General features: G+C 42.0%; 26 protein-coding genes. 23 read left to right on the top strand and 3 right to left on the bottom strand.

Going from position 1 to position 17,450, the window contains the following annotated elements; translation table 11 throughout:
• Nucleotides 1–52 precede the first annotated feature (52 nt).
• Both ACJJIW_RS08320 and ACJJIW_RS08315 read left to right on the top strand, forming a co-directional pair.
• A complete protein-coding gene (locus ACJJIW_RS08320; protein WP_444892212.1) occupies nucleotides 53–286 on the top strand; it encodes a hypothetical protein in 234 nt (77 codons plus the stop codon).
• Nucleotides 287–383: 97 nt separating this feature from the next.
• Entirely contained in the window at nucleotides 384–611 is a 228-nt protein-coding gene (locus ACJJIW_RS08315; protein WP_444892213.1) for a hypothetical protein, read from the top strand.
• A gap of 83 nt (nucleotides 612–694) precedes the next feature.
• On the opposite strand, the gene ACJJIW_RS08310 is transcribed toward ACJJIW_RS08315, so the two are convergent.
• The gene (locus tag ACJJIW_RS08310; protein WP_507021875.1) at nucleotides 695–1,570 is read right to left on the bottom strand and encodes a reverse transcriptase domain-containing protein; all 876 of its coding nucleotides are present in this window, start codon (nucleotides 1,568–1,570) and stop codon (nucleotides 695–697) included.
• Between the two features lie 23 nt (nucleotides 1,571–1,593).
• Between ACJJIW_RS08310 and ACJJIW_RS08305 the strand changes: the two genes are divergently transcribed.
• The 20 genes from ACJJIW_RS08305 (at nucleotide 1,594) to ACJJIW_RS08210 (ending at nucleotide 14,527) form a co-directional block, all read left to right on the top strand.
• Complete coding sequence (locus ACJJIW_RS08305) at nucleotides 1,594–1,953, top strand: hypothetical protein (protein ID WP_444937090.1); 360 nt, start codon at nucleotides 1,594–1,596, stop codon at nucleotides 1,951–1,953.
• Between the two features lie 695 nt (nucleotides 1,954–2,648).
• Entirely contained in the window at nucleotides 2,649–2,855 is a 207-nt protein-coding gene (locus tag ACJJIW_RS08300) for a hypothetical protein (protein ID WP_444914640.1), read from the top strand.
• A gap of 138 nt (nucleotides 2,856–2,993) precedes the next feature.
• Entirely contained in the window at nucleotides 2,994–3,470 is a 477-nt protein-coding gene (locus tag ACJJIW_RS08295; RefSeq protein ID WP_282930969.1) for a lysozyme inhibitor LprI family protein, read from the top strand.
• A gap of 146 nt (nucleotides 3,471–3,616) precedes the next feature.
• The gene (locus ACJJIW_RS08290) at nucleotides 3,617–4,981 is read left to right on the top strand and encodes an IS4 family transposase (RefSeq protein WP_507021873.1); all 1,365 of its coding nucleotides are present in this window, start codon (nucleotides 3,617–3,619) and stop codon (nucleotides 4,979–4,981) included.
• Between the two features lie 39 nt (nucleotides 4,982–5,020).
• The gene (locus ACJJIW_RS08285; protein WP_444937088.1) at nucleotides 5,021–5,434 is read left to right on the top strand and encodes a DUF4279 domain-containing protein; all 414 of its coding nucleotides are present in this window, start codon (nucleotides 5,021–5,023) and stop codon (nucleotides 5,432–5,434) included.
• A 290-nt stretch (nucleotides 5,435–5,724) separates the two neighbouring features.
• Nucleotides 5,725–6,120: a hypothetical protein gene (locus ACJJIW_RS08280; protein ID WP_282930967.1), complete on the top strand. Its 396-nt coding sequence runs from the start codon at nucleotides 5,725–5,727 to the stop codon at nucleotides 6,118–6,120.
• An 82-nt stretch (nucleotides 6,121–6,202) separates the two neighbouring features.
• Nucleotides 6,203–6,673 carry a hypothetical protein gene (locus ACJJIW_RS08275; RefSeq protein WP_444937087.1) on the top strand — a complete coding sequence of 157 codons (471 nt, stop codon included), beginning with the start codon at nucleotides 6,203–6,205 and terminating at the stop codon, nucleotides 6,671–6,673.
• Between the two features lie 135 nt (nucleotides 6,674–6,808).
• On the top strand, nucleotides 6,809–7,420 hold the full coding sequence (locus ACJJIW_RS08270; protein ID WP_444937086.1) for a hypothetical protein: 612 nt from the start codon (nucleotides 6,809–6,811) through the stop codon (nucleotides 7,418–7,420).
• 86 nt (nucleotides 7,421–7,506) lie between these two features.
• Nucleotides 7,507–7,827: a hypothetical protein gene (locus ACJJIW_RS08265; protein ID WP_444937085.1), complete on the top strand. Its 321-nt coding sequence runs from the start codon at nucleotides 7,507–7,509 to the stop codon at nucleotides 7,825–7,827.
• A 68-nt stretch (nucleotides 7,828–7,895) separates the two neighbouring features.
• Nucleotides 7,896–8,129 (top strand): hypothetical protein, encoded by a 234-nt coding sequence (locus ACJJIW_RS08260; RefSeq protein WP_444937084.1) that lies wholly within the window; start codon nucleotides 7,896–7,898, stop codon nucleotides 8,127–8,129.
• A 123-nt stretch (nucleotides 8,130–8,252) separates the two neighbouring features.
• The gene (locus tag ACJJIW_RS08255; RefSeq protein WP_444937083.1) at nucleotides 8,253–8,516 is read left to right on the top strand and encodes a hypothetical protein; all 264 of its coding nucleotides are present in this window, start codon (nucleotides 8,253–8,255) and stop codon (nucleotides 8,514–8,516) included.
• 141 nt (nucleotides 8,517–8,657) lie between these two features.
• Entirely contained in the window at nucleotides 8,658–8,966 is a 309-nt protein-coding gene (locus tag ACJJIW_RS08250) for a DUF7674 family protein (protein WP_444937082.1), read from the top strand.
• Nucleotides 8,967–9,029: 63 nt separating this feature from the next.
• Nucleotides 9,030–9,371 (top strand): hypothetical protein, encoded by a 342-nt coding sequence (locus tag ACJJIW_RS08245; RefSeq protein WP_444937081.1) that lies wholly within the window; start codon nucleotides 9,030–9,032, stop codon nucleotides 9,369–9,371.
• A gap of 229 nt (nucleotides 9,372–9,600) precedes the next feature.
• On the top strand, nucleotides 9,601–9,921 hold the full coding sequence (locus tag ACJJIW_RS08240) for a hypothetical protein (protein ID WP_444937080.1): 321 nt from the start codon (nucleotides 9,601–9,603) through the stop codon (nucleotides 9,919–9,921).
• 512 nt (nucleotides 9,922–10,433) lie between these two features.
• Complete coding sequence (locus ACJJIW_RS08235; protein ID WP_444937079.1) at nucleotides 10,434–10,838, top strand: hypothetical protein; 405 nt, start codon at nucleotides 10,434–10,436, stop codon at nucleotides 10,836–10,838.
• 57 nt (nucleotides 10,839–10,895) lie between these two features.
• Nucleotides 10,896–11,837, top strand: coding sequence for an IS1595 family transposase (locus ACJJIW_RS08230; RefSeq protein WP_444935446.1), 942 nt, complete (start codon nucleotides 10,896–10,898; stop codon nucleotides 11,835–11,837).
• 282 nt (nucleotides 11,838–12,119) lie between these two features.
• Nucleotides 12,120–12,590, top strand: coding sequence for a hypothetical protein (locus ACJJIW_RS08225; RefSeq protein WP_444937078.1), 471 nt, complete (start codon nucleotides 12,120–12,122; stop codon nucleotides 12,588–12,590).
• A 13-nt stretch (nucleotides 12,591–12,603) separates the two neighbouring features.
• Nucleotides 12,604–13,038 (top strand): hypothetical protein, encoded by a 435-nt coding sequence (locus ACJJIW_RS08220; RefSeq protein WP_444937077.1) that lies wholly within the window; start codon nucleotides 12,604–12,606, stop codon nucleotides 13,036–13,038.
• A 229-nt stretch (nucleotides 13,039–13,267) separates the two neighbouring features.
• Nucleotides 13,268–14,068, top strand: coding sequence for an MBL fold metallo-hydrolase (locus tag ACJJIW_RS08215; RefSeq protein WP_444937076.1), 801 nt, complete (start codon nucleotides 13,268–13,270; stop codon nucleotides 14,066–14,068).
• A 114-nt stretch (nucleotides 14,069–14,182) separates the two neighbouring features.
• On the top strand, nucleotides 14,183–14,527 hold the full coding sequence (locus tag ACJJIW_RS08210; protein WP_282930953.1) for a hypothetical protein: 345 nt from the start codon (nucleotides 14,183–14,185) through the stop codon (nucleotides 14,525–14,527).
• A 100-nt stretch (nucleotides 14,528–14,627) separates the two neighbouring features.
• On the opposite strand, the gene csrA is transcribed toward ACJJIW_RS08210, so the two are convergent.
• Nucleotides 14,628–14,816, bottom strand: coding sequence for a carbon storage regulator CsrA (csrA, locus tag ACJJIW_RS08205; protein ID WP_444895861.1), 189 nt, complete (start codon nucleotides 14,814–14,816; stop codon nucleotides 14,628–14,630).
• 1,536 nt (nucleotides 14,817–16,352) lie between these two features.
• Here csrA and ACJJIW_RS08200 point away from each other — a divergent pair.
• Nucleotides 16,353–16,625, top strand: a complete 273-nt coding sequence (locus ACJJIW_RS08200; RefSeq protein WP_444937075.1) for a hypothetical protein — start codon at nucleotides 16,353–16,355, stop codon at nucleotides 16,623–16,625.
• A 385-nt stretch (nucleotides 16,626–17,010) separates the two neighbouring features.
• On the opposite strand, the gene ACJJIW_RS08195 is transcribed toward ACJJIW_RS08200, so the two are convergent.
• The gene (locus ACJJIW_RS08195) at nucleotides 17,011–17,418 is read right to left on the bottom strand and encodes a hypothetical protein (protein WP_444937074.1); all 408 of its coding nucleotides are present in this window, start codon (nucleotides 17,416–17,418) and stop codon (nucleotides 17,011–17,013) included.
• Nucleotides 17,419–17,450: the final 32 nt, after the last annotated feature.

Raw genomic sequence — 17,450 nt, 5'->3', positions numbered from 1 at the left:
GCCTGCAGTGCAGGTTATCTAAGCGTTATAGCTCCTTAATGGATAATGCGGAATGTACGAACTGTTTAATATTTCCAATATCGAAGCCCTGGGTATATTGCTATGGTTTTGTGTTGTATTAGCTCTTAGCTATATGCTAGCTATCAAAAAAACCTTAAAGGTTAAACGAGCGGTTGTAGTTGGTGGATTTATGGCATTATTACCTCCTCTGGCAATTATATATTTGGTCTCGCTGCTACTTAGAAAAAGCCTTTCTGTATCAGAGAGATTAGATGAGACGTTATAACAAAACGCTGAAAATTCGCCCCCAAAAAACGTGGGCTGGACCTCCGAAAAAAAATGCCTCCGGCCTTTTAGCTTTGCGTTATGTGTAAGTAGAGATCATGAGTAAGGACGTTAAGATAACACTTGCCGAAGATGAAGCATGGGTTCTATTCGAGCTAACCCGTCGGTTTAGTGATTCTGATAAGCTCAGCGTCGAAGATCCGGCAGAAGAACGCGCTCTATGGAATCTTTGTTGTATTTTCGAGAAGGCTTTGCATCAGGAAACTGATTTAGATTACACCGACTTCATTAAATTGTGCAGAAATAGATTGAGAGATGACACGTAAAATACACATAAATCGGGTAGCCGGTAGTTTCTAGCTACCGGCCCCCACACCACCCATCGTGCGGGTCCGCAATGGGCGGTTCCCTATCCGTAATGAATCTCTACCCAACGATCTCGCAATGAAATCAAACCCATCTCTTCGAAGAACTCATTATTGAGCGCAATATGAATACCCTCAGTTTTTGCACTTCGCCAGTAACTTTTACCGGACGAGCCGCAGGTAACTGCCAGCGACTCACTCACACCCATACGCAGTAAATTTCGAACTTTCGTTCTCACTCTGCGCCAACTCTTCCAATAGCTCATTCTTAATCGCCGCCGTATCCAGCAGTCTAGATCAATACATTTTTGATAGCCTTGCGCTATTCCAAAATAGTTGATCCAGCCACGGAGGTATACGGTAAGTTCTTTCAGTTTCTTTTCCATCGAAATGCCACGGGATCGTCCTGTAATCTGACGGACGTGGTATTTAAATTGGCGCAGTGACTTATCATGCCAGACAAGCTTTGCTCCACGGAAAGAAAAACCCAGAAACTTACAACGACTAACGGGGACTACTTTGCTTTTAGCATCGTTAACTTTGAGTTTAAGCTTGCGCTCAACAAAGCGTTTAATGCTCGTCATAACCCGCTCACCCGCGCGTTTAGAGGAAACGACAATCACAAAATCGTCCGCATAGCGGACGATTTTGTGTTGGCGTTTTTCCAGCTCTTTGTCGAGCAGGTCGAGTACAATATTAGACAGCAGCGGCGATAAAGGGCCACCTTGTGGCACCCCCTCATGACAGGCTTTCCAGCATCCATCTTCTACTCTTCCTGCACGCAAGTAGCTTGCGATCAGTTTGAGTAAGCGCTTATCGCTGATTCTTTGGCCAAGTAAACTCATGAGGAAATCATGATTTACCCGATCGAAGAATTTAGATAAATCGACATCCACTGCTATTCGTTTCCCTCCCTCGATATACTTTCGCAGCTTTTTACCGCATGATGCTGAGATCGCTTTGGGCGGAACCCATAGCTGAACTCCGAAAAGGTTTTATCGAAACTGGGACCGATGATTTGGGCTATAGCCTGCTGAACAACACGATCAAAGATCGTAGGTATCCCGAAACCACGCTGGCCACCATCTGGCTTGCGAATGTAGACGCGCCTGACGGGAAGCGGCTGGTAATGACCCTGTCGAATGGTCTCGATGAGGTCATCGCCAACTGCCTTAAAGTGCTGCACAAAATTATCAACAGTAATCCCGTCAATGCCTGCGGTACCTTTGTTGCTTCGCACGTGTTTCCATGCAGCATTAAGATTTTCTTTGCTGAGGATGGCTTCAAGCAGATTTTCATTTGAGTTGAGTGTCATGGCAGTGCGCTACGTCAATTTTATATCCGGCTGGCAACATATCAGTAGGCTAGCCCTGTCTTTTAACTCGTGGATTTTGGGTTCAGGCCTTCACCGTATCCAAGGTATTAATCTTGGTATTAGGCTACTATACCGTCGGCTGACTTCTGTTTAATCACCTTGATCATTACTGACCAAGGCGCCGCTGTGTTCCACCCATTTTGTTTACCCCCGCGATGGTGGCTAGCGGGCTGGGCCTACTTATGAGTCAGCGGCCACGCTGACAGCTTTACAGCAGCAGGTTGAACAGATCTCCCCAGATAAGAACGTGAACTTTCACTACACAACTGCATCATTTACTCTACCCGTTAGACCACATGGCTTTGGTATCCTTGGCTACCTCGCCTCCAGGCTAAGCCTTATATGATGTTTCTGTCCGTCAGCTCGTAGTTTTGCTAGCGGCTTCCTCCCCACAAAACCTCACGGTGTTGCAGTTGCCATTCGCTAGTAGTTAGCATTTAATGGAATCCATTAAATGGTGATCCTCCTACAGGGGACTTTCACCCCATTAGTTCACGCCCATGCTGGGCGTACCAAGAGCCGGCACGATCAAAAATGCTGCGCATTTTTTGGACCTCTGGTGCTTCGCACCTCCGGCCCGTGCGGCTAGGCGTTAGAGCTACCAATAAAACCGAGTGTAATTAATGTTCACACAAATATGGAAAGGTTGGACTACGGGTGTTTCCGTTATCTTTACGCCGCTGTTCTTAATTGCTGCTTTGGTACAACCTGACGCCCCTGGTAATATGCTTTTAGCCGTACCATTAGTTCCGATCATAGCTGCTGGGCAAGGCGTGTTAATTGGAGCGCTGGTTTGTCTTGGTCTCAAAATATTGTCATTTAAAAATTAACATGAGTGCCACAAACTCTAACAAGCAGCAGCACGAACGCCCGGCAAAAAGCGCCAGGCTGGACGGCCTACACGCCGCTTCGCTCTGTTTCGGCCGCCCGTGTGCTGGGCGTTATCGAACCCAAATGGATACGGCTTTATGAAGAAAATATTTTTTATCTTATTCTTGTTTTGCGGCTATGCAGTATCTGCTGAGAGAGGAGAATCCTGTTCTGGAACAGGAGATTATGGCGATCTTATATGCCATAAGAAGAAGCTTATAAACCCTTGTGAGGTGGGGACAAATTGGGCAGTCTCTGAGTGTAGAAGGTTGCACGCCGTAGGATTAGAAAAAGAGCTTAACTCCATCTACGAAACGGTTGTCGATAAAATTGAAAGTGAAAATGTTTCTCGTCAAGCAAAACATGAGTTTATTTTGGCGCAAGAAAAATGGAGTGAGTTCAGAGACAGCACTTGTAATTTTATGGGCGAATCGACCAAGGCATGGGGTGAATGGAAATGGAGCTGCATCTCACAAATTACACAAAGCAGGACGGAAGCGTTAAATAGCTATCTCGATCATTTAGAGTCCTTAAAATGTGGATCTCCTGAGTGCCAGAAGTCTCCACAGTGGTAATCCATAACAATTCGCTCCAGGGGACGTGCAACGCTATGCACATGAGCTCGGCGCTAAGTTTTATACATAAGTTTTTTCAGTTTTATTTTATAAATCAATAAGTTACAGTTTAACCCAGTAAGAACTATAGATTTGGCTGGATAATTATGCAGGACTGGGTCATGGACGAAATAAAAAATCAGGTTATGGGTGATACACGCTTGAATAAGCGCCTGTCTAATACTCTCAGTAATTTAAGTTCCGACCCAAAGAATAGTATTCCCTGCGCAAACAAAACTTGGGCAGAAACGTTTGCGGCTTATCGCTTTATCGAAAATGATAAAGTCAACTTTGACTCTATTATGAGCGGCCATAAATCAGCAACTCTTGAGAGAATCAAAGCGCAGCCCGTTGTTCTTATTCCTCAAGATACTACCTTTTTAAATTTTGCCACTGACCTAGAAAGTAAAGAGATGGGAACTCTTCGACGGAAAGACACCAATCAGCAACTTTTGCACACCTCAATCGCTATAACGCCATCAAGAGTTAACTTGGGTGTTGTTGAGGGTAGTATGTGGCAGAGAGACAAGGAATCAATCTCTAATTCTCGCTATACCAAGTCGATAAAGGATAAGGAGAGTCGACGCTGGCTAGACCATTACGAAGCGGCTTGTCAGATACAGGAGCGCTGCCCTGAAAGCACAATTGTGAGTATTGCTGATAGAGAAGGTGATATTCATGAGTGGTTTCAACGGGCTGAAGATCAAAGTGAACAGCGGCGGGCGAGCTATATCGTTCGAGCTAAGGCCAATCGCACTTTAGAGCTCGATGGAGAAGAAACAGTTTTGCTTTGGGATCATATGAATGAGCAGAAATCTGTTGGTCTATACACGGTAGACATTCCCAAACGAAATGGAGAACCTGGAAGAAAAGCCAAAGTCAGTGTATCCACTACTGAGATACGGCTACTTGGGAAAGGAAAATCTAAACGACCACTTTCTCTCTATGCTGTATTGGCCAAAGAATTAAACCCACCAGAGGGTGAAAAAGGCATTGAGTGGATGCTGTTAACTGATCTTCCAGTTGAAGACTTTAAGCAGGCGAGAGTTATCATTGAGTGGTATCGAAGCCGGTGGGAAATTGAAACCTATTTTCGGGTAGTAAAAGGCGGATGCCAGATAGAAAGTAATCGTTTTAGAACAGAGCAGCGAATGTTGAATTGTATTGCGATCTATATGATTATTGGATGGCGACTACATTCGATAACTACACAAGCAAGAAGTCTTCCTGATGAACCATGTACGAGTGCTTACTCTGAAAAAGAATGGCGCATGGTATGGATGATGCGAGATAAAAGTTGCCCACCGAATATACCTCCAAGCATGAGAGATATAACGCGTATGTTGGCAGGCCTAGGGGGATTTCTAGGACGTAAAGGTGATGGCGAACCAGGGGTTAAAACTGTTTGGCAGGGATATACCAAACTGCTCCATTATATTGAAGCAGCAGAGGCTTTAAATGGGCTTAAATGATGTGTATAAAACACAGGCGCGGCGTTAATCTAAAATATTATGAATGATCATCAAACATACGCATATTTTTACGCTAGAGATTTTAAGTGTTCTCCCGAATCAATTTCCAAAATATTGGATATCGAACCAACGCATTTTTGGTGCGAGGGAGAGCCATGGGGTCCAAATAACGTACGAAAACGCAAAGAGAACTTTTGGTCCTATCGTACTTTAGAATGTTCCGATGATTACTATACAAACGTACATTTCAAAGAGTTGTTGGAGCTACTAGAATCACGAAAAGAAAAGCTCACACATTTATCAGGTGAGGCTCGTATTGGTATCACATACGTGCCTACGTGTTACTATCCAAACATGGCAGTAATACTTCAGAAAGAGCTTTTGCAAAGAATCGTTACTTTGGGGTTGGCATTGAATTTCGATATTTATTCTTTGGCCAGTTCCGATGAGTAGAAGTTATAACAAAGGTAGGCAAAATCGCCTGCAAAAGGAGCAGTCCGCTACAATTTCGCAGAGTGCCAATAAGATAGGAATTGGTTGGGGAAAGTGCGGTATTCTTTCCTCGTAAATATTGGATAGTGACCAGCCAAACCGTGGCTGGCAAAGTGCTAGTAGTCGGTCCCCGGTAGCGCCAGCCAAAACTAGGCTAGACAATCTTGCCCCCCCTTCGGGGTGGGCTGGACAGCCTACGCGTTGCTTCGGCTGCCCTTGCTAGCGGCGTTAACTGTATTAGGGAATCTGGGGTGTTTTTCAAAAATAAAGAATCTACTGATACCAAATCTAGCGGCAATAAGGCTGTGTTTTGGGGAGCAAGTGATCGAATGGTTTGCTGCAAAGGAATAGATTGTAGTCAAAATGAGTTCAACATAACTTCTCACCCTAAACTATGTGAAGGTGGCTATGTTTGTACTCTTGAAATAACTGTCCCAGGCGAAATTCAAGGTATCTTTGTTCATGTATTCTACTCAGGCCACTGGTCCTTTGCGGTAAGCCCTTCAAGTGAAAATTCAGATGATATGCCAGAGTGGCGGATTGAAAGAGACTGGGGAACAATAAACCCTCACTCAGAAACTCTCACGATTTACTGTCCAAAAAGTGCACGAGTTGAAGTGATAGATCGGATCGAGGGGGATAGTTAACAAGTAAAGGCACCTGCGTCAAAACCGCCGCTTCGCTTTGGTGTTGACACAGGTGTTTTAGGCGTTATGCCCAGAGAGAGTCATGAGTAATATTCGATTTAAAGATGGACGAGAGCATAGGTATACGATTAGTAAGCCTACAAAAGCTGATCCGGTGTTGATCGCTTGTCCTAAATGCTCAAGTAAAGCAGTGGTTATTCCACTTGTAGAAGATAAAGTCCGGGCCTCATGTACTGAATGTGGATATAGCACGGACAAACCCTCAATCGGATGTTCTTTTTATTGGTATGACGATAATCCAACAGATGGTTACTTTGGTTTTAATTTATGGTTAAGAACTGATTGTGTCGGCAATTCTCTATGGGCTTTTAACAATGAGCACCTAGAATTCTTGGAGTCTTACGTTTCTGCGAATCTAAGAGAGAGATCTAAAGATGAAGAGTGGGGTTGGCGTAACTCGTCCTTAGCGAGCAGGCTGCCCAAATGGATAAAGTCATCAAAAAATAGAGACGCTTTACTAAAGGCCATAAATGAACTTAAAGAAAAGGCATAACAAGCTCAGGTTGTCGGAACGCCTTTCCGCTCCTTCGTCGTTACAGGTCGTCCACAACTGCGGGCGTTATGCACAAAAGGAGCTTTGTAGTTGATATCTCTATCCAATCAAATAGACGATATTTTGCTGGAGCCGATGAAGATTCCAGATGCTTTTGAGAGGCTCTTCAGCTGGATTGAAAAAAAAGGCTTCTACGAAGATACGGAAGATGGGAGAGTTGGCTACCTATATCCAATCAGCAAGCTTAGATCTGAATGGGGTAGCAATGAAAGGCCTGGTGGAACACTGATTGAATTCTATGCGGAGAAAGACTGTGATTTATTCTACTTCATAAATGAAAAAACAAAGGGGCGACTTAGGGTCTTCGCCAGAACCGGTGGTGATGGGTCAATGGCTGCGTTTTGGATTGATGATGAAGGGCAACAAAAAATTGTACATATAGGATCAGGCTCTGGGTCCATGCTCGCTTGTATCTTATGTGATGATCCTTTGGACTTTTTAAGGCTTATCGCCATAGGATACGATGAGATCTGCTGGAATGAAGAGTTCGATCTTACACCCAGAGAAAGCTTCAAAAATAGTAACTTTACGGTTCAGCCAAATTTAAAATATCAAGATTGGCTAATTCATGAGTTTCAAACTTCTATTCCAAGCAAAGCCAGTGAAATAGTCAAAGAACCTGCGGAATTTGGAGACGAAGATTCAAAGGATCCTTTTTGTAAGTGGTTAATAGAAAATGATGCATAACAAAGCTAGCGAGAGGGACAAAAATCCGCCGCTTCGCGCTGATTTTTCGATCTCTGCTGGCAGTGTTGGATTCACTTGGAGAGATTATGCGCATAGTCATGGCAACAATATTCAGTCTCTTTTTTATTCGCAGCATGGCACACGCTGACTTACTAAAGCGCGCAGACAAAGCAGACATTGAAATGCTACTGAGTGCAGTATCTGGTACTAATTCTTCCTATTGGGCTTCCTATATTGGCAACTCTAGAGGTCGTGTTTACATACAATATGAGTCAGCAGTTCATTCTAATAGCTTATTCACCGATAAAATGAGTCATGTTATATATTGGATTCCCGAATCAGAGTTATCAGCAAAGCAACTAACTAAGTTTGTTGAATATAAAAATAAATATGAGCCAGAAAAATAAATCTAACCAGCAGCAGCACGTTAAGGACAACTTCGTTGTGCTGGGCGTTATGCAATCTGGAAACAATAATGCTAAGACCCGTAAAGCCGTTGAATCAGCGCGAGTTAGAAGCTCTTTCTACAAAGAGGCTTCTCGCTTACCTACATCGGTTGCAGCAGTGTGAGGAATCGATAGAGCTTTCTGATTTGCAAGAAGACAAATCTTCCCCGTTTGGGGGTATCGTTTTTAAGTCTTCAGATAAGTGGAAAACGCAGTACAATCTAGTAAAAGCGGTGCTAGCAAAGAGACCAAATATTGATTAACCCAATTCATCTGCGCAGGCCATATAACCAGGCCAGGCAAGCTCGTCCCACCGGGGGCTGGACTGGACAGCCTACACTCCGCTTCTGTAGCCCTTGCTGGCAACGTTATGTGTCGGAGGTAATATGACGAGCAGAATTATTAGCTTTGCTAAAGAGTTAAACCGGCAGGGTAATTTACCGCCGAAAGCACTTAGAAGAGATACACCGATATATTCACTAGTTAGTACGATGAACAATATAGTTGGTTTCCATTTTTCGGGGAATGATGGGCCTATACCAATACTTAAAGAGCGAGCGCTACAGTTCATGGACGAAAATCAAGCAACAGCAGAATCCGAAATCTATTACAAAATTGCACAAGATCTACTAGCTGAGATATACACATAGCAAATTTAGGTACCAGACGCCTAAGGCGCAGGTGCTAAAAGCATTAGAGCTCCAGACTGAGAAACGAGATGGATTTAGATACTTTTTGTAGGCAAATTAGGGAAGCCTATCCTGAAATATCAGCACAGGCTGACAAGTTATATGATGAATATTGGAACAGGTTGGTCCAAACCGGAATTCTCTTCATATTCTTGGTTTGAATCACTTGCGAATGCCCTGAACAGTGAAATGAAAAAGAAAGTGATAGCTGATAATTATCAGGCACTCCTTAAAACTATTAGTTCAGTATACGAGCACGGTGAAAGTGGAATAATGAAAGCAATTGACGTCGCGTTCGTAGAGAATCTATTTTGGCAAGTAAATAGCGATAATGCTCGGCCGTACTGGGAAGTAATGCCTAAGAATCTAAAGGGGCTCTATGTCGAGTTTCACGGGCAAGCACCGCTCTAACAATCACAGGCACGTTGCTACGGCCGCCCGTGCTGTGGGCGTTAACTCTTGTAAGAGGCAAATGTGATATCTGATAAATTCGATAGAAATGAAAATCCAGCCTGGGAGCCTGATGCCCTTGTGCAGGTATGTTTTTCCGGTAAAGATATCATCGTAAAGAATGGATACCGACCTCATTACAGGGTTAAAGCCGACTACCTCACGACTACAATTCATTGGTTTATTGATGCGGGGATTGCGGAACCTAACAGACGCGCTCTAGCGTTTGTTAAATTCATCACGCCGGAGGCATACCCAAAATGCCTAGAGAGTGGTGCTAATCTGGAGGTTCGAGAAGGCTCAAGAGTAGTTGGCCATGCTGAGATACAGGAAGTATATAATGAGCAATTACGCAAAGGCAGCTAACAATCACAGGCAGTTAGCGCCGGCCCCTGCTGTGGGTGCTCAGACTGTAAAGAAAACTAATGTGCATCTGTGGCCCTTCAAGTATGATCAAGCATTGACCACATATGGTGATTCCACATGAATTCTGATTTAGCTTTCACTGATGAGTAGGCTATTTTTCATGTAGAAGCACAATACGAAAAGAGGGCTGAGTTTTCCTACACTCTCGTTATGTGATAAGAGGAGTCGTATGAAGCGGCAAGTACAAATATTCTGCTTCCTAATTTCAGGGTTATCTCTGATCGGTGGTTTTGCTGATATTCTTATCCAGTATTTAGGCAGTGAGGAACTCCGATGGCAAATCCCTCTAATTTTGATTGGGATTGGATCTGGGCTCCCTGTAATCATCTTTCCATTTTATGAGCCAGCTCCTGATAAGCCAGATGAGTTTGATTGCAATGAAAACGACTTATCCAAGGAGTATAAAGATTCACCAGGTCTTTTGAGCAATTCAGATAATAGAGGCTCATCATCGGAGGACTACGATGGTGGCTATGACACCACTGACTAAGCAATCATAGAGCAACAGGTTGAAAAATTGCCACAAAGCGTGGGCAGGACCTCCGGCAATAAGCACTTCCAGCCTTTTAGCATTGCGTTATGTATAGAGGCAATATTGGTGTTATCAGAAATCGAAAAATTTATATTAGATGGTGATGCACCTCATGAGCTTGTGTCGTTAGTAAAAATAGTAAAACCTGGATTGTCACTATTTACCCTACATATAATCATGAAGAAAGAAAATCCTTTAAATTTTCCAACATTCTAGAAGGATATGAGCAAGATTTACCTGATGAAGAGGATATACTTAAATATCCACTGCCTATTATTGGTTTTAATTGCAAAAGACTGTCGAGAGGTAATTGGAGCTTTTGCCTAAATACAGCAGATATTGAATGGTTTTTCTGATTGGCCGGAAAATACATATCAAAGCGCTCTTATTCGCCGCTACCATGACTGGGGCTGCTGTTGCGTATCCGCTTCACAGCGGCTCCCAAAGCTTACTGTTATGACTACTAGATAATGAACATATTACCGGGTATTGGAATAGGTGAAATTAGGTACGGCATGGTAGAGAAAGAAATTATTTCTTTCTTCGGTAAGCCAGATCGAATTGACGAATCCGAGTATGTTGAGGGCAACGGTGATTGGCATAGAGAATTATGGTATTCGCTTAGAAATTTAACTTTTACCTTCAATAATGATGATGACTTTCGTTTGGGTACAATAACAGTTATGGGAGCTGGTTATTCATTATTTAAAAAGCAACTCTTCGGTTTAGGAGTCGAAGAAGTTTCAAGGTTAATTGCTAAAGATACTGGAGAAATAGCAAAGCTAGAAGACTGGTCTTCCGAAGAACTTCCAAATCATAAATGCTTAATTCACGATGGTTTGGGTATAATGTTTCCTAATTACCACTCTTGCTAAGTCAATCTTAACTGTATATAAATACAGATATCTCGTTGATCTGCAAGGGAATACAGCATGGCTCGCAACAAGGTACAGTTTCAGAAGGGGATTAGTTTGATCCAATTCCTCAAAATGTACGGCAGCGAGGAACAGTGCTTCGATGCGCTGTCGCGATGGCGTTGGCCCAATGGCTTTAGTTGTCCTCACTGCGGACATGACAAGCATTGCGACCTCGCTTATCGCAAGCTTAAGCAATGTAACCGGTGTCGACGTCAGACATCGATTACCTCCCGTACGATTTTTGACTCTACGAAGCTCCCCCTTACCACCTGGTTTCTCGGTATCTTCCTGATTACACAGGATAAGAAGGGTATTTCCTGTATGGAGCTATCTCGACATCTGGGCATCTCTTACAACGCAGCATGGCGCATGAAGCAGAAACTCATGCAAGTGATGATGGAGCGAGACCAGCGATACAAACTATCCGGTTTTATTGAACTAGATGATGCCTATCTCGGTGGTGAGCGTACTGGATGCAAACCGGGGCGCGGAGCCAAGGGTAAAACTCCCTTTGTAGCTGCCGTTGAAACAACCAAGGAGGGACATCCAACCCGTATTAAGCTCTCAATTATCAAGGGCTTCAAAAGCAGTGAAATTTCAACCTGGAGTAAAAAATCCCTTTGTAGTGGCAGCACAGTCATCTCAGATGGTCTTCCATGCTTCAATGCCATTAAGGAGGCCGGTTGTGTGCATGACAAAATTGTTTGTGGTGGTGGCAGAGCTTCTGTTGAAGAGCCTGAGTTCTATTGGGTAAATACGGTACTTGGTAATTTAAAGAGTGCACTGCGTAGTACTTACCATTCTATTAGGCCGAAATATGCACAGCGCTATTTGGCAGAATTTCAATATCGCTTTAATCGGAGGTTTGATTTATCGGCACTCATTCCAAGACTGGTTTACGTCTCTCTTCGGACGCCGCCGATGCCGGAAAGGTTACTAAAAATTGGCTTAGCATGAGTGGTAATTAGGTAATGTTTTGGTTTGACTATAATTACCTTACACAAATGCAGTGCAGCTATCTATTTAAGGCGGACAACAAAACAATTATATGGCCAGTAAACTCATAACAAGTTTGGCCAGCATCACCATGCAAAAAGCTGGCTGGGTCTCACTACATTCTGCTACTGCTAAAGGCGTTCAGGCGGTAGAAAAATTAATGTACATCTATGCCCCTCCAGGGAGAGCCAAATATTAACCACAGATAGTGGTTCTACGTGAACTCTGATTTAGCTTTCACTGATGAGTAAGCTATTTTTCACATACAAGCACAATACGGAAATAGGACTGAGTTTTTCTACACCCTCGTTAGGCATCATTATGTTTCGAAATACAATAGTCTTCGTTTTTGTAATGATCATCCTCACATGGTGCTATAAACAAGTCTTTGATTACGATGCGTACGAGGGTATACCTATTGCAGAAGGCAAATTTTCGATTACAGTTCCGTCACCAGAAGCTCTTGAATCGGTGCTTCGCCCATTTTCAGATGCGTATGGATTCAAATTACAAGTTGCACGTACACATCCGACAGATCCACACTTTCTAATCATGATGTGGCGACCAGACTCAAGTATCTTAGGTGTTAACCCATTTGGCGATTTCAACTTCTATATCTACCCAGCCAAAAAAAATGGAATATCACTTAAGGAGGCAAATAAGCTTGTCTCATACTTGGCTCACAAATTGGAGCAGGAAATGCCTAACAAATAGAGGCACACGAACTATGAATGTACCATCGGAAAGCGATTGGGGAAATTACCGGGATGACCTCGATTCTGCATATGCACACAGAATTTTTGCTGGAAAAACGAACGATCAAGTTCAGTTAGATTTTCGCCGGTGTGTTCTTGAACGGGCTTCCGAACTTAGCTTTATGCCAATTAAACCATTTCAATACTATATGCTTGGTTTTAAACAATTTATTGAGAAAGGTGATTTCGAGCAGTTCGATGCTCCAGATGCGGCAAACTGCTTTATTAGCCTTGTGGAGCAAATGCTTATGACGAAGCCAAATTTTATAAAGCCAATTTTGACTGATCTCATGCCCACACTAGAGTTCGTCTCAGAAAATCAACTAGAGTACGAAGCGGACATTACTATTTACGGGTTCTTTCCGGTAAAGTTAGACCACATCAAAGAGCTCGCACAAAATGCTTAACAAAAACAGGCAGGTTGCTCCGACCGGTCCTGCTATAGGAGTTATAGTGTAAGACTTACCCACGGTTAGTAGATACCCTGTATAGTCAGGTTTAGACCTAACACGGAGGTACATCTAAATTACGTAAGGTAAGAAAAATTTTGGAATCTAAGCCCACAATAGGTGATTATCATTTCTTACGGCGTTTAACATATCGATGAAATTTGACTGAAATGTAAAAGGATTAGCTTTGAATATTTTTAAAGTTCTGCTTTCAATAATATTTATACTTATCAGCCCCACTGCTTCATCAGGTATAGTTAAGATGAAGATATCTAAAAAATTATATATCTTAAGCGGGAAAGAGTATGGTACTAATATCGGTTTAATAGCCGTAGAAAATGGCTTGATATTAATTGATCCGATGCCGGGAGATAATCATCTGAGTGAATTAGACCAAGTAATTCAGTCGATCTACAATAAGCCTGTTATTTTTATCTTAAATACACATTCACACTCTGATCACACTGGGGGCAATAAGTATTTTGAAGGTAAAGGTGGAAAGCTTCTAAAGGGTGACATTCCTCTAGAAGGGTTTACTCACATTAGAGTTGAGTCTCATTCATCGATTGACAATATATTTTATCATAAGGAGAGTAACGCAATATTTGTTGGTGACATTTTTGATACTAGCTGGCACCCCACATTTTATGCTGGTGGAATTAAAGGCTTCAGCAACGCAATTGATACTATTTTAAATATGGGTGATGATCAAAGCTTAATCATACCCGGACATGGTGTCACTGCCAATAAATCATCCCTAATTGAATTTAGAGAAAATACTTTTGCATGGATAAATAGAGTTCGAGAACTTTACCATAAAGAATCAGATCTAGAGAAAATAATGGCGGACACACAATTAAAGAATATTTTACAGAAATTCAACGCGAGCGATAAAGCCACATTTATACCTGAAAAGGCTTACAAAAGATTCATAGAGAGAACAATCTCCGTGATAGATAATGAAGAGAGTTTGCAACAAGCTCATTGATAGGGTGAGCTTTAGAACCGTTCTTTTGTTATTATTCTTATGAGGAAGAACCCTTCACTGTAAAACTTGTTAAGTACAAGAGCCTACGCTCTCTTGAATGTCTTGGTATTTGATTTGAAGAAACTATTTATTTTTACCATTACACTCCTACTTGCACTTGCTGCATATTATCTTACTTTTACAGCTTTCTATGAGTCATGGTTCCCTTATTATTATGAGGAATATCTTTCATACTTCTTCTTAGCTGGACTAGCAATAGTTGTATTATTACCATTCGCCATTGCAGCCACTTCAGACGAAAAAAATGGCCTGGGTTATCTTTCTAAGTACGCCAATTCAGCAACGAAGGTTCATTTAGCTGTAGTTATCTTATCTATGTTAATTTTTGCTTATATGATGTCCAATGGCGATTTACTAGATGAGGCCGGTATTTATCAAGTGGTACCATCGGGTGAATAGACGTCACTAGCAACGGCACCTGGCACCTGGCACCAAGACCGCAGCTCTGCTGAGGTTTTGATGCCAATGCTTTGGATGTTCCACAATTAGGGCCAAGTTCTCAACAGTTTCTATTCCCCTGCACCCTTCCCTTCTGGACACGTATGTAAATTTCTTCACGGTGAACTGGAAGTGATCTGGGAGCTTGTATTCCTATCTTTACCTGATTTCCCTTAACTTCCAATACTGTGATTGAGACATTGGCTCCGATCCTTAGGTTTTCACCAGTTCTGCGCTTTAAGATCAACATATTTCTATTCTCTGCTTTTCAAGCCATGGGTAGACTTTTATTGATGGACGGCTGAGAAACTAATCTGTTGAAGAACGCAGGAGGAGCGCGAGAACGGTAGGCATAGAAGAAGAAAAGGCGGGCGCAACGCTGCCAGAGCTTGGGGAGTTTCTCCAAGCCGCTGGATGTACTCGACTTTATTGAAGACGAGCGGGTTTCTAGCGTATGATCCATATAGCCACTTTGATAGGTATGTTATCAATTTGGTTAGCTGGCCCCAGGTGTTCCCGCACCTTGGGTCAGCGCCTTTTACTTACTCTTACGTCACGCTACCGTTCTCCTTTGAGAGAGTGGTTCTTTTAGAAAAATCTTGTTCTATTGAATCTCTTTAGTCATAGGCCTTCAAAAAGCGCCTCATTTACGACCAAAATACCAATAAATATCTATCGATTTTACGCAGATTTGACACTGAAACAAACTTAATAAATTTCAATAAGATCATTTTTGTGCCTATTTTTTGTAAGTTACCGCCTTGGAAAATATCGGAGCATGTAGAAAATTGGCAATCTTTAATAGCCTTTACGTTAGAACCTTAAGGCACAAGACAATCAAAAATAACTACGTAAACGTACTCCTCATTTCAAAAGAAAAAGGCTAAGTATCTTCTAAGTATTGGATATATTGCCATGGGTTTTATGTGACTTACCCATTGACATTCGCACTCTGATTTTCAGCCAATAATTTTGGAGAGATATCCTGTATGATCGTACCTATTTAAAAGTTCAATGTCCCTGAAAACTCATTAATTACTCTTCTCAAGCCGTATATTTTGGCTGGGTGCTACTTATCATACATTCTAATATTACAAATATTGCAGCAAGCACCCCAACCCATTGATTTATAACGATTTTTATTTTTTCCAAAAGAGGGCTCAAGGCGAATATACTGTACACCTGATATGGCCACTGGAATATTCTTCAATCGATACTGGTTAGTGTACTAGTGGGTATCTTTCCCTGATTTGAGTCGTTTTCCATTCTCTGGGCATGCTGATAAGTGATATGATTTCGTCCACTTTCGAATATACGAATAGACCAGCCAAGGAGAGTAAATGGTCAGTCAAAGAATTAACTATTTGCAGGTAGCAGGGATACTCACAGTGTTGGCTGCTTTAGTTCATATCGGGTGTATAGTATTTGGCGGTGATTGGTATCGGTTTCTTGGTGCCGGTGAGCATATGGCTCAACTAGCTGAAAGTGGCCACCCCTACCCAACTATTGTAACTAGCGTAATTTCAGCCGTTCTACTGCTTTGGGCTAGCTACGCTTTTTCTGGGGCGGGTTTAATTATTAGGTTACCGCTGATTCGGCTTGGCCTGATACTAATCTCAACGATATTTTTAGCTCGTGCGCTGGGTTTTTATTTCATAATGCCAGCCTTCCCAGATAATTCGCTAACTTTCTGGCTAACCAGCTCAGGCATATGTTTAATTCTCGGCTTAACCTATTCGCTTGGTTTAATACAGAGATGGAACCTAATTGGCGGAAAGGCCTAACAATGGGTGTGTTACTAGAAAATTTTATTCGTGAAGAACTCTCCGAACGCTTGATTGGGCGTATTGAAGCGACTGTTGAAGAAGCTAAGTTTAACCCATCGATAGCTTTTAGAGAGTTTAATGGAAATGTTTATGACCTTGTATTTAATTTTGAAAAATCAGAAGTAAGTGTAAATAGTGTCTTAGATGCTAGTTCAACCGGCACTGAGAACTTGTCAATAGATACATTTTTATTAGCAATAGGGTCCAATCTCAATTGCCACGTAAATTTGTAAAACTAAAATTTCTAGTTCTTATAGAATATACCGCTTTAATTATAAGTTGTGGTGAAAGCGCGTGCACAGCACAATCTGATAAAGTAGTCGCAGCAAAGCGTTTGACTAATGAACAGTTAGCATCTCTTTATCATTCGGCACTAGAGCTTATGGATAACTCTGAAAATATAGTACTTAAAGGCGATCAGATTCCGGCTGTATTTACAGATACAATTAGTCCAACTCTTATTCGGGTAAGGTCGAAATCTATCTGACTGTACCTGGAGACATGTAGCTTTAACAATAAAGTGGCTATCTTTATTAATGCCCCATCTATTCTCGGTAGGGATAATATCACAACAAGATGTGGAGAAGGCCCAACCACACAATCTATTGAGCTTTGGCATCAAGTGTAACAGGTAAAAGCATTATCTTTCCCTCCATCATTATCAGCATGTGGGCAGCCAGTAAATTCCCAGCCCATATCTTCAAATGTTTGCTCAATTTCATAATAAAGACTCGGTGGAATATTTCTGACATTCGGCTGCCCATAAACTACGTAATAAGCATATTCAGGTGCTTTACATCCTGGAAATAAGCCAAGTTTGGCTAAATCAGCTAAAACTTTCTTGCGCCGCATTTTGGCTATAACAATTTGCTCTCCATCTTTCAAGTAGCCATTAGGGTTATCATCTCGTTCTTGCTGGGTCATTAAATACTGAAAGTCAGTCAAATTTAAAACATCACTTTCTAGTACCTCTTCAGCTTCGACATTATAGTTTTCTGTCACCGTGAACAAAATACCTTTTTTCATTATCCTTGGACTCCAATTAATTTACTCCAAAA

The organism is Microbulbifer maximicatervae (SeqCode), from assembly GCF_052467815.1.
The sequence above is the reverse complement of the archived record's forward strand: the minus strand, read 5'-3'. Positions and strand labels throughout refer to the sequence as shown.